Source organism: Mesorhizobium sp. WSM1293, from assembly GCF_000513875.1.
GTDB classification, from domain to species: Bacteria; Pseudomonadota; Alphaproteobacteria; order Rhizobiales; family Rhizobiaceae; genus Mesorhizobium; species Mesorhizobium ciceri.
Map to the genome: position 1 here is coordinate 24717 of NZ_AZUV01000018.1, position 14172 is coordinate 38888.

Here is a 14172-nt window from a genome sequence, read left to right on the forward strand (position 1 = left end):
ATGGGCGAACACGTCATCAAGCTGCCCGATGTCGGCGAAGGCGTCGCCGAGGCCGAGCTGGTCGAATGGCACGTCAAGGTCGGCGATATCGTCCGCGAGGACACTGTGCTCGCCGCCGTCATGACCGACAAGGCGACGGTTGAAATCCCCTCGCCGGTCGATGGCGAGATCCTGTGGCTGGGCGCCGAGATCGGCGACACGGTGGCCATCGGCTCGCCCATCGTGCGGCTGAAGGTGGCGGGCGAGGGCAACGCCAAGCCGCAAGGCGCCGAAGCGGAAGCGGTGTCCGCTGAGCCTCCGGCAAAACTTCCGACGCCGAAGCCCGAGGCTGCTGCGCCGGTCGTGAAGACATCCCCAAAGAGCGACGAGCCCAAGGCGAAACCGGCAGCCTCACAGAAAAGTACGGCGCAGCCTTCCGTCCCCGGCGCGCCGCGGCCTGAAGGCGAAAGACCGCTGGCGTCGCCGGCCGTTCGTCTGCGGGCAAAAGAAGCCGGCATCGATCTCAGGCAGGTTGCCGGATCCGGTCCGGCCGGTCGCATCGGCCATGAGGACATCGAAGCGTTCCTGGCGCGCGGGCCGCAGGTCGCAAAGGCATCCGGCCTCGCCCGCAACGATGCTGTGCAGGATATCAAGGTGGTCGGCTTGCGGCGCAAGATCGCCGAGAAGATGTCGCTGTCCAAATCGCGCATTCCGCACATCACCTATGTCGAGGAGATCGACGTCACCGCACTGGAGGAATTGCGCGCGGCGCTCAACAAGGAGAAGCGTCCTGGCGTGGAGCGGCCGAAACTGACGCTGCTGCCGTTCCTGATGCGGGCGATGGTCAAGGCGATCGCGGACCAGCCCAATCTCAATTCCCTGTTCGACGACGAGGCCGGCATCGTCCATCAGCATGGCGGCATCCATATCGGCATCACCGCACAGACGCCGTCGGGGCTGGTGGTTCCGGTGGTCAGGCACGCCGAGGCGCGCGACATCTGGGATTGCGGCGCCGAGGTCATCAGGCTGGCCGAGGCGGCCAAGTCCGGCACGGCAACACGCGACGAGCTGTCCGGCTCGACCATCACCATCACCTCGCTCGGCGCCATGGGCGGCGTGGCGACGACGCCGGTCATCAACCATCCGGAAGTGGCGATCGTCGGCGTCAACAAGATGATGGTGCGGCCGGTGTGGGACGGCACCCAGTTCATGCCGCGCAAGATGATGAACCTGTCGTCGAGCTTCGACCATCGGGTGATCGATGGGTGGGATGCGGCGGTGTTCATCCAGCGGATCAAGACGCTGCTGGAAACGCCGGCGCTGATTTTCGTGGATTGAGGGGATGAGAACGGTCGCAAGGGCCCCCTCACCCGGATTGCCAAAACCGAATTGCGAAGGGCAATTCGGGGCAATCCGACCCTTCCCCGAGGGGAGAGGAGGTCGCCGGCGTCTGTGCTCGCCTCTTCTCCCCACCGGGGAGAAGGTGGCCGCGAAGCGGCCGGATGAGGGGGCCCTCGCCACCAGAAAGAGCGTGCCATCATGAAAGAAATCTCCTGCAAGCTGCTCGTCATCGGCGCTGGCCCGGGCGGCTATGTCTCAGCTATCCGGGCCGGACAGCTCGGCGTCGATACGGTGATCGTCGAAGCCGGCAAGCCGGGCGGCACCTGCCTCAATGTCGGCTGCATCCCGTCCAAGGCGCTGATCCATGCGGCGGAGGAGTTCGAGAAGGTGTCGCACATGGCGGGCGGCAAGAGCCCGCTCGGCATTTCGGTCACCGCGCCGACGCTCGATCTTGCCCGGACCGTCGCCTGGAAGGACGGCATCGTCAGCCGGCTCAACAGTGGCGTCGCCGGCCTGCTCAAGAAGGCAGGCGTGAAAACCGTGCATGGCTGGGCGAGCTTTCGAGACGGCAAGACGGTCGCGGTCGAGACCGAGACGGGTAGCCAAGTGATCCGGGCCGAAACGATCGTCATCGCCTCCGGTTCGGCGCCGGTGGAGCTGCCGTTCCTGCCGTTTGGCGGTCGGGTGATTTCGTCAACCGAGGCACTGGCACTCAGCGACGTGCCGAAAAATCTCGCGGTCGTCGGTGGCGGCTATATTGGGCTGGAACTGGGCATGGCATTTGCCAAGATGGGCGCTGAGGTGACCGTGATCGAGGCCTTGCCGCGCGTGCTGGCGCAGTATGATGCGGAGCTGACCCGGCCGGTGGTCAAGCGGCTCACCGCGCTCGGCGTCGAGGTGATGCTGGGCGCCAAGGCCAAGGGGCTTTCAACCAAGGGTGACGCGTTGCTGGTCGAGACGGCGGACGGCAAGAGCGTCAAGGTCCCAGCCGACAAGATACTGGTGACGGTCGGGCGCAAGCCGGTGACCGAAGCTTGGGGGCTCGAGCAGATCGACCTCGACATGGCCGGCAAATTCATCCGCATCGACGACCAGTGCCGCACCTCGATGCGCGGCATCTTCGCCATTGGCGACGTCACCGGCGAGCCGATGCTGGCGCACCGGGCGATGGCGCAGGGCGAGATGGTCGCCGAGATCGTTGCCGGCCACAAGCGCAGCTGGGACAAGCGTTCGATACCCGCCGTTTGCTTCACCGATCCCGAACTGGTGACCGCTGGTCTTTCGCCGGAAGAAGCCAAGGCGCTCGGCGGCGAGATCAAGATCGGCATGTTCCCGTTCGCGGCCAACGGCCGGGCGATGACGAAGCTGGGCGAGGACGGCTTTGTCCGCGTCGTGGCCCGCGCCGACAACCATCTGGTGCTCGGCATCCAGGCGGTCGGGCAGGGCGTGTCGGAACTGGCGGCGGCGTTCGGGCTGGCGCTGGAAATGAGTGCGCGGCTGGAGGACATCGCCGGGACGATCCATGCGCATCCGACGCAAGGCGAAGGGTTCCAGGAAGCGGCGCTGAAAGCGCTGGGGCACGCGCTGCATGTTTAATTCGCGATGGCGCAAAAGCGGTGATGCCGGCGGGACAGCGCCCCCTCTGTCCTGCCGGACATCTCCCCCTCAAGGGGGGAGATTGGCAGTTTCGGGCAACCTGCCTCTTCCAAAACTTTCAAAAATTGGCGAAATCTAAGATGACAGCCGATCTCCCCCCTAGAGGGGGAGATGCCCGGCAGGGCAGAGGGGGGCACTGTCCCGCCCGCCTCTCCACAAGAGAGACACGCCGCCTCACCCCGCCAGCCGGCTCACCATCTCATGTTGTGCATAAGCCCGGCCAAAACGGTTGGCTAGAAACGCGTCCAGCGCGATGTCTTCCTGCTTGACGAAGCCGGTCGCCGGCAGGCTGCCGTCGGCCAGCATGTCGAGCACGGCGCAGATGCCGGACGCCGTGGTGATCTGGATGGCGCTGCGCACCACCTGGCCGATACGCTGGGAATAGACCTTGTTGGCGTAGGTCTCCTGCAGCAGGCGGCCGTTCTTGCGGCCGGAGACGGTGACGAAGACGATGACGACGTCCTGCAATGTCGCCGGCAGGGCGCTTTCAAAAATGTCCTTCAGCACGTCGCGGCGATGGCGCAGGCCGAGGTCGTTGAGCAGCGCCTTCATGATCGCGGCGTGGCCGGGGTAGCGGATGGTGCGGTAGTTGAGCGTGCGCACCTTGCCCTTCAGCGTCTCGGCCAGCGTGCCGAGGCCGCCGGAGGTGTTGAATGCCTCGTAGGTGACGCCGTCGAGCGAGAACTCCTCGCGCTCTTCCAGCGGCGGCACCTCGACCAGCTCGCCTTCGACGATCGCCTCGCAGGGCTCGCAATATTCGTTGATGACGCCGTCGGTGCTCCAGGTGAGATTGTAGTTCAGCGCGTTGGACGGGTATTGCGGCAGGGCGCCGACGCGCATGCGCACGCTTTCCAGCGAATCGAACCGGCTGGCGAGATCGTTGGCGACGATCGAGATGAAGCCCGGCGCCAGGCCGCATTGCGGAATGAAGGCGCTTCTGCCCGAACGCGCCAATTCCTTGACGCGGCGGGTCGAGACGACGTCCTCGGTCAGGTCGAGATAGTGCACGCCGGCACTGGCCGCCGCCTCGGCGATGCGGGTGGTCAGATGGAAGGGAGCGGCGCTGAGCACCGCGAATTTGCCGGCGAGTGCGGCTTCAAGCGTGCCGGACGCTTCGATGTCGAGCTCCAGCGTCGCAACCGTGGCCGGGACTTCGGCCGCTGCGAGCTGTGCTGCCGAGCGGTCGACGAGCGTGACCTGATAATCTCCCGTGGCGGCGAGCATCTCGGCAATGGTCGAGCCGATCTTGCCGGCGCCGACAACGACAATTTTCTTCATGACAAATCCCTCACTGATTGTGAGCACAGATTCGCAGCTTGCCCGTCGAAAGGAAGCGTGGTTCTGTACGAAACGAACCCATTGATTGGTCAGTCCGCCGAGAAGAATCGTCGAAATGCTCAGCGATGCCGAACAGACCCTGCTTTCGCTGCTGCGCGAGAATGCGCGCGCCTCGACCGCCGAGCTGGCGCGGCGGCTTGGCGTCTCGCGGACAACCGTGCAGAGCCGGATCGAACGGCTGGAGCAGCGCGGCATCATATCAGGCTACGGCGTGCGGCTGGCGCCGGATTATGAGCAGGGGCTGGTGCGGGCGCATGTGCTGCTCACCGTGACGCCCAAGCTTGCCGACAAGGTGGTGCGCGGCCTGCGCGGTTTGGCGACGGTCCGGACGCTGCATTCGGTCAGCGGCAATTTCGACATGATCGTCATCGTCGACGCCCCATCGATCCGCGACCTCGACATGCTGCTCGACCAGATCGGCGCCATGGATGGAGTCGAGCGGACGCTGTCGTCGATCATCCTGTCGACGCGGATAGATAGGTGAGGGGACCTCTCAGACCTGGGTTCCTCGCCCCCGCCAAAGGCGGGGGAGAGGTGGCCGCGAAGCGTCCGGAGAGGGGGCTTTCGTACGGCGTTCCCCNCTCCGTCTCGGCTTCGCCGAGCCACCTCTCCCCACGCTCGTGGGGCGAGGAACCCAAGCTGGGCTTGAACAGCACCAGCCGTTTCGCCGGCTAATCCGTCGCCAGCGGAAAACGCACCACCACCGCAAGTCCCGGTCGGCAATCCTCGAGCGTGATCGATGCGCCGTGCAGATCGGCGATGGCCCGGACAAGGCTGAGCCCGAGGCCGCTGCCTGATGTCGAGCGGCTGTGGTCCAGCCGGTAGAGCCGCTGGAACACTTTCTCGCGCTCTTCCGCCGGAATGCCGGGACCGTTGTCGGCGACGCCCGCAACGACGCGTTCGCCCTGGCGCGCTACCGACAGCTTTATCGTCGTGCCCGATGGACAATGGCGCAACGCGTTCTCGACCAGATTGGCGAACATCTGCGTCAGCAGCTCGCGATCGCCATGGATCCGGTCCGTCGTTTCCTGTGGTTGCGCCAACGACAGCGACTTTCCGTCGTCCTCGGCAACATCGGCATAGATCTCGGCGATGGTTTGCAGCACCTCGCCCAGATCGACATCGGTGAACCGCGCCCGGCGGGCGCCGGCCTCGATCTGCGCGATGCGCAGCAGGGCATCGAAGGTCTCGTTGATCTGCAGGCTCTCGGCATGCGCCTCCGCCAGTTCAGCGGCGATTTTCCGGCCCGACAGGTTCTTTTCCGACGCGGTGTCGAGGATCATCTGCAACCGGTTGAGCGGCGTCTTCAGATCGTGGGCGATGTTGGCGCTGACCTGTTTCATGCCTTCGACCAGCGCCGACAGGCGGTCGAGCGCGGCATTGACCTGGCTGGAGACGATGTCGATGTCGTCGCCCTTGCCGGTCAGCGGAATGCGGGTGTCCAGCCGTCCATGCGAGACATCCACCATGGTGGCGGCGATGCCGTCGAGACGGCGCTGGACGCGCGAGGCGAGCAGGGCGCCGCCGGCGACCGCCAGCCCGGTGATGATCAGGGTTCCCCAGCCAAAGCTCATCAGCACGATCCTCTCCAGCTCCTCCGTCTCGGAAAGGCTGAAGGCGACGGTCAGCGTGTTGCCGCCGACCGGGCCGGAATAGGCGCGGTACTCGGCGCCGGGCGGCACGCCGGGCATTTCGGTGTCGAACATCGAGAAGCCGTCGGGAAGCCCTGCCGCGGTGAAGTTGCCGGCCAGGCGATTGCCCGTTGCGTCGGTCAACGAAAACAGCTGCTCCTTCTTGAGGCTGCGCAGGGAGTGGCTGCCGACGGTCTCAACCAGCTCCTTGAGATCGTTCTCGGCATAGGTCGCGGCGACGACCGCGTAGGTTTCCTTGATGGTGTCGTCGAGCCGCTCGGCAAGATCGGCGCTCATCATCTGGTAGACGATGGCGCCAGACAGGACGAAGGCCAGCACGAACAGGAAGGCGAAGGTCAGGGCAAGCCGGAATGGTGTGCTGCGCAGCAGGCGGGACCAGGTTCCGGTCATGGCGCGTGCAGGCTGTAGCCGGTGTTGCGGACGGTGTGGATGAGCTGGGTTTCGAAGGGCTTGTCGACCTTGGCCCGCAGCCGGCTGATATGGGTCTCGACGACGCTGGTCCTGGGATCGAAATGAAAATCCCAGACCCGCTCCAGAAGCATGGTGCGGGTGATGACGCGGCCTTCGCCGCGCATCAGCACTTCCAGCAGGCTGAACTCCCGCGGCTGCAGGTCGATCGGCTGGCCCCGCCTCGTGACGCGGCGCATGATCAGGTCCATTTCGAGGTCGGCGACCCGCAGGACGGTTTTCTGCTCCTGCGCCGCCGGCCGCCGGCCAAGCGCGTTGATGCGGGCGAGGAGTTCGGAAAAGGCGAAGGGCTTGACCAGATAGTCGTCGCCGCCGGCCTCGAGCCCCTCGACGCGGTCGTCGATGCCGCCGACGGAGGTGAGGAAGATCGCCGGCGTCCGCACGCCGGCGGCGCGCACCGCCTTGACCATCGACAGGCCGTCGAGACCGGGGATCATCCGATCGGCGACGATCACGTCGTATTTGCCCTGGGTCGCCGCGAACAGCCCGTCATGGCCGTTGCGCAGGAGGTCGCAGACATGGCCGGCCTCGGTCAGTCCCCTGACGATATAGTCGGCCGTCCTGTGGTCGTCCTCGACGAGAAGCAGTCGCATGAAAGGTCCGGTCCGTTGCCGAGATGGAGAGGCTATCACCGGCACGGGCTTGTTCCTAGGATGTCACGAAGGCGCAGGCTGGTGGCGCTAGAACGTTCACGATTGGCCGAAGCGGTGGGGTTTTCGGCAATTGCCAATGCTAGCGCATCCGCCCTGCACCTAGTCCAGGTCCAGCAACAGTTCATCGGCTTCGTCGGTTGTCCCCTTCAGGGTCATGTGCAGGACGAGCGCAATGATACAGCCGAGGAAGAGCAGGCTGGTGAAGATGGTGCCGAAGCCCAGGCCGCCATGCCTGGCCGACCGCGACAGCAGGTCACCGAAGGAGGCGCCGAGCGGCCGCGTCAGGATATAGGCGAGCCAGAAGGCCAGGATGCCGTCGAGATTGAGCAGCCAGTAGGCCAGCACGATGAGCGCGATGGCGCCGCCGAACAGCAGGCCTGTGGTGAGGTAGCCCATGTCGAAGCTTTCGGCGACGAGATCGCCGCCGGCGGTGCCGAGCGCGAAGGTCAAGAGGATCGCCAGCCAGTAGAAGATTTCGCGCCTGGTGGTGAAGATGGTGTGGATCGACAGCGACCGTTCGCTGGCGTACCAGACCGCGAATGTCGCGGCGAGCGCAACCGAGAAGGCGATGGTCGTGGTCTGCAGGCGCACGCCGAAAGTGTCGACGAGATTGTCCGTCACCAGGGTGCCGACGATGCTGATCAGCACCACCGCCAGCCAGTAGGCCCACGGCACGTAACGCTTCTGCGCAAACTGCAGGACGAGGGCAGCGATCAGGATGCCGGTCATGATCAGCGAGGTGACGGTCAGCCCAAGTCCGATCGTGTCGGCAAGATAGTCCGCCGCGGTCTCGCCGGTGGTGACCGCCATCAACTTGATCACCCAGAAATCGAGAGTGACGTCGGGAACCCGGTTGTGGTTCGGTGGGGCGGGTTGTCGCCTGTTGGGCGCGAGCATGGCTGAAGTCCTGAGGTCGACGGTTGCGGCGGTGGCGATCCCCGCAGCGTAAGCAAACGAGTTCACGCCGGCCTGTCCGGCGGCATACAAATTCGTAAGAATGGGCGTGGGCCGCGCAAAGGTCCTTTACGAACGCCCGGCGCTGCGCCGATAGAGGGCGTGCGCCTTTCATCCGCCATCAATGTCATGCCCATTGCTCACGGGCACCCGTCAGTGCCCCAGGAAACACCAAATGACCTACGCTACCCTCAAGCCGGTTTCCCAGGCCTTCGACCAGCGCAAGCGCCTGATCTTCGTGCGGGTTGCGGCGGCGCTGGCGGTGTTGCTGCTGTTTCTCACCAAGCCGGGGCTGAGCGAGGGCTCCGACGGGCACGAAACGATCGAATTCTTCGGCTTTTGCCTGGTGCTCGTCTGTGTCGTCGGGCGGCTGTGGAGCATTCTCTATGTCGGCGGCAAGAAGAACGAGGAACTGGTCTCGACGGGACCGTTCTCGACCACGCAGAACCCGCTCTATTTCTTCTCGACGGTCGGCGCGGTCGGCATTGGATTGCTCTACGGCTCGCTGATGGCGGCCGTGGCGCTGGGCCTTGCCAGCTTTTTCATCTTTCGCGTCACGGCGCGCAAGGAAGCCGAATTTCTGCTCGGCAAGTTCGGCCCAGCCTATCTTGCCTACACCAAGAGCACGCCCCGGTTCTGGCCAAACCCGCTGCTCTACCGCGACGATGACGAACTGCAGTTCTCGACGCGGGCTTTGAAGCGCACGTTTTTCGACGGGCTCTATTTCCTCGCCATCTTCCCGGCCATCGAACTGGTCGAGCATTTCCGGGCGACCGGCATGCTGTTTCCGGCCTTCGTCACGCTCTACTGATCAGCTGGCTCTAGCTGCCGAGCGGATGCGGCATGTAGCCGACGAAGCCTGATATCTTCCAGCTTCCGCCGACCTTGCTGCAGAAATACAGCGTCTGCCATTTCAGCCGGTCGACGCTGCCGTCCGCCTTGGCGACCGAGCCGTCGAACTTCTTGTGCAGCACGGCGCGGTCGCCGTCGACGTCGATGTCTCGCATGTTGGTGACGCGAAACAGCGCCTCGCGCAGCGGCTCGGCGAATTTGGTCGCCGCCGTCTCTTTGGCCTGGCGCAGCCATTCGTCGCGATAGACTTCGAGCCTTGGAAACTGCAGCCGCCAGGCGTCGGCGTTGTGCAGGAAATGCGCATGCATGCCGAAGAAGCTCTCGGCGACGAAATCATCCTCGACCATAGCCCAGTCCTGGCCGATGAAAGCGTCGATGTCGCGCCGCACCAGCATTTCCCAGAGCGCGTGGCGATCGGCATCGCCTGATGGAAACGGGTTCTTGTCGTAGGTCATTGCTGGTATCTCCGCTCTGGCAAATCCGTCTATGCGGTGCGGCTTCCAAGCCGCCCGTCAGCGCGTACGATGCAAGGGCTCTTGTAATAAAGCAACGCAGATTTCCAAGAATGTTGCTTTCCAACAAGGCCCCTATGAGGATCGGCCGGATCGGCGTAAATGTCGATCGAAGCGGGCGCTGCAATGGCACCCCGTCCTGTCATCAGAGGAGGCTTGTCCCTTGCCGAAACAGTGTTTTGGAACGTCGCATGTGCCGTTGTCGCCCGCCGTGCGGGCAGGCGATCTCGTCTATGTCTCGGGCCAGGTTCCCGTCGGCAGCGACGGCATCGTGGTCAAGGGCGGCATATCGGAACAGACCGAGCAGGTGCTCGCCAATATCAAGGCCGCGCTGGCGCTGGCCGGCTGCACCATGGACGATGTGGTGAAGACCACCGTATGGCTGGAAGACGCGCGCGATTTCGGCGCCTTCAACGCCGTCTATGCCAGGCACTTTCCGAAGAACCCGCCGGCCCGCACCACGGTCGAATCGCGGCTGATGATCGATATCAAGATCGAGGTCGAGGCGGTCGCCTATCGGCCTCTGTAAGCAAAGCAACGAGCGGAGGTTACCCATGCAATTCGACCTCCTGCTGAAGGGCGGACGGCTGATCGATCCGGCCGCTGGCCTCGACGCGCTGCGCGATGTCGCCATCGCCAATGGCCGCGTTGCCGCGGTCGACGCCGATATCCCGGCGGACAGCGCCGCGCAGATCGTCGATGCCGCCGGCTGCATCGTCACGCCGGGCCTGGTCGACCTGCACAGCCACGTCTATTGGGGCGGCACGTCGCTTGGCGTCGATGCCGACCGGCTGGCCGCCAAGAGCGGCACCACCACCTTCATCGATGCCGGCAGTGCGGGCGCCGGCAATTTCCTCGGCTTCCGCCGCCATGTCATGGAGCGCTCGAAGGTTCGCATCCTGGCCTATGTCAACATTTCCTTTGCCGGCATTTTCGGCTTCTCGCAGACGGTGTCGGTGGGCGAGTGCAGCGATCTCAGGCTCTGCGAGCCGCGCGAGGTTGTGGCTGCGGTGCGCGAGCACCGCGATGTCGTGGTCGGCGTAAAGGTTCGCTCGGGCAAGCATGCCGGCGGCACCAGCGGCATCGCGCCGGTGGATCTGGCGCTGGAGGCCGCCGACCAGGCCGGCCTGCCGCTGATGGCGCATATCGACGAACCGCCGCCCGGCCGCTCGGAAGTGCTGCCGCGCCTGCGCAAGGGCGACATTCTCACCCATTGCTTCCGGCCTTTCCCGAATGCGCCGGTGTTCGCTTCCGGCGCGGTGCGGCCCGACATGCGGCTGGCGCGCGAGCGCGGCGTCATCTTCGACATCGGCCACGGCATGGGCTCGTTCGATTTCGCCGTCGCCCGCGCCATGCTCGAAGAAGGGCTGGCGCCCGACGTGATCTCGAGCGACGTGCATCTCTACTGCGTCGACGGTCCCGCCTTCGACATCCTCGTCTGCATGTCGAAGCTCCTGGCGCTCGGCATGCCGCTGGTCGAGGTCCTGCGCGCCGCCACGCAAGCGCCGGCGCAGGCGATCGCGCGGCCTGACCTGGGCACACTGGCCGTCGGCACGGTCGGCGACGTCGCCGTGCTCCGTCAGCGCCCGGGCCGCTTCACCTTCGTCGACGCGGTCGGCGCGTCATTGGTCGCCGATCAGAGACTGGTGTGCGAAGGCATCGTTATGGGCGGCACCTGGTGGCCGAACGAAGCGGTCAACGATGTCAGCGAGACTGAGCGGTTTGTGGCGCATGCCGCGCATACCCATGTCGAGGTTGCGGCGAGGCACTTTGGGCATCGGCACGACTAGCTGATCTCGGCAGCTTGTGCCTGTCTTGGGACTGTGCGCTTGGCGAATGGCTTCCCCCACTCCGGCGAGCGAAGCTCGACGGAGTGGGGGTCGACTTTACCCGGCGTTGCTCACCGCCCCGTAAACCGGCGTCTCGATGCCTTCCATCCGCGCCTTGATCTGCAGCGCCACATATTTCGAATAGAAGCGCGACAGCGCCAGATTGCCGCCGTGGAACCAGAGCGCTTCCTGGGCGGTCGGCTTCCACATGTTGCGCAGCTCGCCTTGCCAGGGGCCGGGGTCGCCCTTGACGCCGGAGCCAAGGCCCCAGCACGGGCCGACCTTGTCGGCGACTTCGCGCGAAACGATCGCGGCGACATTCTCGTTCATCGACTGATAGCCGGTGCAGGCGATGATGGCGTCGGCGGCGAGTTCACTGCCGTCCTCGAACAGGATGCCGCTCGGGGTCAGCGACTTGATGGCGACGCCGCTGCGGATGCCGATCTTGCCGTCGATGATCAGGTCGGAGGCGCCGACATCGATGTAGTAGCCGGAGCCGGTGCGGTAGGCCTTCATCAGAAGGCCGGTCTCGTCGTCGCCGAAATCGATGGCGAAGCCGGCGGCGCGCAAGCGGTCGTAGAAGGCCGCGTCGCGCGCCTTGATCACCTCGTAAAGCGCCCGCTGGCCCTTGGGCACCAGCGCGAACGGCGTCGAGGCGACGATCATGTCGGCCTTCTCGGTGGTGATGCCGCGCGCCAGTGCGTCTTCCGAGAAGATCTCGAAGCCGACTTCCATCAGCGTGTCCGACTTGACCACTGTCGTCGGCGAACGCTGGATCATGGTGACCTCGGCGCCGCTCTCCCAGAGGTCGACGCAGACATCGTGGCCGGAGCTTGCAGCGCCAATGACGGCGACTTTCCTGCCGCGGAATTTGTCGCCGCTGGCATACTGGCTGGAGTGCAGCAACTCGCCCTTGAACCGGCCGGCACCCGGCAGATCGATCCGCCGTGGCGGGCCGTAGGCGCCGGTGGCGAAGACGATGTGCTTGGGCTTCAGCGTGATCTGCCGGCCGACGCGGTCGACGACCACGGTCCAGACTCTTTCGGCCTCGTCATAGCTGGCGCTGAGGCATTTGGTGGCGACCCAGTAGTTGAGCTCCATGACGCGCGTATACATTTCCAGCCAGTCGCCCATCTTGTCCTTGGGCGTGAACACCGGCCAGTTTTCGGGGAAGGGAATGTAGGGCAGATGGTCGTACCAGACCGGATCGTGCAGCACGAGCGTGCGGTAGCGGTTGCGCCAGGAGTCACCCGGCCTGGCATTCTTCTCGATGACGATGGCCGGCACGCCGAGCTGGCGCAGTCGCGCCCCCAGCATGATGCCGCCCTGGCCGCCGCCGATGACCAGGCAGTAGGGCTGTTCATCAGTGCCGAGTTCGCGTGTCTCGCGCGCCCGCGCCTCCGACCAGGTCTCGCGCTGGGGATCGGCCTTGTGGCGCACGCCGAGCGGCCGCGCCGCGCCCTTGCGCTCCTCGAAGCCCTTGAGGTCGGCCATGGCCGTGAACAATGTCCGGCAGCGGCCGTCGCGCAGCCGCATGATGCCCTCCCCCCTGGCCACCACGGTTTCGAAGCTGAACCAGGCCTCGATGGTGCCGTCGTCCGAGGTCGCCTCGCCGGTCAGCCGCCACGCGCTCGGCTTGGCCGTCGCCAGCGTCGTCGCCAGCATGTCGGCGATCGCCGCGCGGCCTTCCATGGTGGTGATGTTCCAGGTGAAGGTCAGGAGATCGCGCCAGTAGCAATCGTCGACGAAGAGGTTGCTCGCAGCGGCCACGTCGCCGGCTGCGAGCGCCTGCGCCAGGGATTCGAGCCATGCGGCGGCCTGTTTCGTCGGTGCTATTTCGAGCATTTCTTTCCTCTTCCTGCGTGCGTCTAATCTGTGTTGGAATGGCAACTGTCGAACTCGGCGCTGCCCCTCATCCGCCTGCCGGCACCTTCTCTCCGTCAACGGGGAGAAGGGAGCTAGTCTCCGAGCGGCTCCATCTCCTTGCCGGTGCGGTGGATCTGGGCGTTGTATTTGATGCGGCGCACCGTCTCGCGGGCCGAGCCGTCGAGCTTGTAGGCGGAGGCCACCGCCAGCAGGTCGATCGCCGCCAGAAAGGCGAAGCGCGATGCCGTCGGCTTCAGCGTGTCGGGATATTCCGGCACCGCCACCGTCAGCCTGACGTCGCAGGTGCGGGCGAGCTCGGTGTCGGGCGCGGTCACGGCGATCGCATTGGCGCGGTAATGCTTGGCGAGCTCGACGGCCTCGATCACCTCGCGGGTGCGTCCCGTCGCCGAAATGGCGATCACCAGATCGCCGGGCTTGAGCGTCGAGGCGGTCATGCGCATCAGATAGGGATCGCACTGGGCGCTGACTGTTATGCCGTAGCGGAACAGCCGGTATTGGGTTTCCTGCGCCAGCGCCGAGGAGCTGCCGCCGAGGCCGAAGACCGTGACCTGGCGCGCCTTGGCGATCAGCTCGGCGGCCTTCTGCAGCTGGGCCGGGTCGAGCTGCCGCTCGGCCTCCTGCAGCGCCCGGCGCGCCTCGCCGAACACGGCGTTCCAGAACGGCATGCCATTGTCATTGCTGACGGAAGGCGACTTGGCCAGGTAGAGCGCGCCGACGACGAGGCTCTGCGCCAGCTTCAGCTTGAAATCGCGCACGCCCTCGCAGCCGATGGCGCGGCAGAACCGGGTCACCGTCGGTTCGCTGACCCCGGCGCGCTGGGCAAGGGCGGCGTTGGAGGCGTCGACGGCATATTTGACGTCGTCGAGAACGACATCGGCGACACGCCGTTCGGCCGGGCGCAATTCGCTGTAGGAATCCTTGACCAGCGAGATGATGTCGGGGATGCGCCGGACAGGATCGCGTCCCTCGGTATCGGGGCCTGGAACAGGCTCGTCCTGGCTGCCAGCGTCGGTCATGGGGTCCTGGTCTTTCCCTGGGTTGCGAGGCTGTC

At 65.3% G+C, this 14172-nt stretch carries 13 protein-coding genes; 6 read left to right on the forward strand and 7 right to left on the reverse strand.

Annotation, left to right across the window (positions count from 1 at the left end; genetic code table 11):
* Together M729_RS0121725 and lpdA are read left to right on the forward strand one after the other, a co-directional pair.
* The gene (locus M729_RS0121725; protein ID WP_027162845.1) at positions 1–1317 is read left to right on the forward strand and encodes a dihydrolipoamide acetyltransferase family protein; all 1317 of its coding nucleotides are present in this window, start codon (positions 1–3) and stop codon (positions 1315–1317) included.
* A 201-nt stretch (positions 1318–1518) separates the two neighbouring features.
* Positions 1519–2916 carry a dihydrolipoyl dehydrogenase gene (lpdA, locus tag M729_RS0121730; protein WP_027162846.1) on the forward strand — a complete coding sequence of 466 codons (1398 nt, stop codon included), beginning with the start codon at positions 1519–1521 and terminating at the stop codon, positions 2914–2916.
* 234 nt (positions 2917–3150) lie between these two features.
* Here the strand turns inward: lpdA and M729_RS0121735 are convergent, their stop codons facing one another.
* On the reverse strand, positions 3151–4254 hold the full coding sequence (locus M729_RS0121735; RefSeq protein ID WP_027162847.1) for a saccharopine dehydrogenase family protein: 1104 nt from the start codon (positions 4252–4254) through the stop codon (positions 3151–3153).
* A gap of 115 nt (positions 4255–4369) precedes the next feature.
* Here M729_RS0121735 and M729_RS0121740 point away from each other — a divergent pair, with 115 nt between their 5' ends.
* Positions 4370–4798, forward strand: a complete 429-nt coding sequence (locus M729_RS0121740) for an Lrp/AsnC family transcriptional regulator (RefSeq protein WP_013528746.1) — start codon at positions 4370–4372, stop codon at positions 4796–4798.
* Between the two features lie 187 nt (positions 4799–4985).
* Here the strand turns inward: M729_RS0121740 and M729_RS0121745 are convergent, their stop codons facing one another.
* The 3 genes from M729_RS0121745 to M729_RS0121755 form a co-directional block, all read right to left on the reverse strand.
* Positions 4986–6356, reverse strand: a complete 1371-nt coding sequence (locus tag M729_RS0121745; protein WP_027162848.1) for a HAMP domain-containing sensor histidine kinase — start codon at positions 6354–6356, stop codon at positions 4986–4988.
* Positions 6353–7027, reverse strand: coding sequence for a winged helix-turn-helix domain-containing protein (locus tag M729_RS0121750; RefSeq protein WP_027162849.1), 675 nt, complete (start codon positions 7025–7027; stop codon positions 6353–6355). The genes M729_RS0121745 and M729_RS0121750 overlap by 4 nt, the downstream gene beginning before the upstream one ends.
* Positions 7028–7186: 159 nt before the next feature.
* On the reverse strand, positions 7187–7984 hold the full coding sequence (locus tag M729_RS0121755) for a membrane protein (protein ID WP_027162850.1): 798 nt from the start codon (positions 7982–7984) through the stop codon (positions 7187–7189).
* 232 nt (positions 7985–8216) lie between these two features.
* Here M729_RS0121755 and M729_RS0121760 point away from each other — a divergent pair, with 232 nt between their 5' ends.
* Complete coding sequence (locus M729_RS0121760) at positions 8217–8852, forward strand: isoprenylcysteine carboxylmethyltransferase family protein (RefSeq protein WP_024504074.1); 636 nt, start codon at positions 8217–8219, stop codon at positions 8850–8852.
* Between the two features lie 10 nt (positions 8853–8862).
* On the opposite strand, the gene M729_RS0121765 is transcribed toward M729_RS0121760, so the two are convergent.
* Positions 8863–9348: a hypothetical protein gene (locus M729_RS0121765; protein WP_027162851.1), complete on the reverse strand. Its 486-nt coding sequence runs from the start codon at positions 9346–9348 to the stop codon at positions 8863–8865.
* A 220-nt stretch (positions 9349–9568) separates the two neighbouring features.
* Here M729_RS0121765 and M729_RS0121770 point away from each other — a divergent pair, with 220 nt between their 5' ends.
* Together M729_RS0121770 and M729_RS0121775 are read left to right on the forward strand one after the other, a co-directional pair.
* Positions 9569–9934, forward strand: coding sequence for a RidA family protein (locus tag M729_RS0121770; protein WP_013528752.1), 366 nt, complete (start codon positions 9569–9571; stop codon positions 9932–9934).
* Between the two features lie 25 nt (positions 9935–9959).
* Positions 9960–11195: an amidohydrolase/deacetylase family metallohydrolase gene (locus M729_RS0121775; RefSeq protein ID WP_013528753.1), complete on the forward strand. Its 1236-nt coding sequence runs from the start codon at positions 9960–9962 to the stop codon at positions 11193–11195.
* Positions 11196–11291: 96 nt separating this feature from the next.
* On the opposite strand, the gene M729_RS0121780 is transcribed toward M729_RS0121775, so the two are convergent.
* Complete coding sequence (locus M729_RS0121780) at positions 11292–13079, reverse strand: NAD(P)/FAD-dependent oxidoreductase (protein WP_027162852.1); 1788 nt, start codon at positions 13077–13079, stop codon at positions 11292–11294.
* Positions 13080–13192: 113 nt separating this feature from the next.
* On the reverse strand, positions 13193–14137 hold the full coding sequence (locus M729_RS0121785; protein WP_024504069.1) for a MurR/RpiR family transcriptional regulator: 945 nt from the start codon (positions 14135–14137) through the stop codon (positions 13193–13195).
* Positions 14138–14172: the final 35 nt, after the last annotated feature.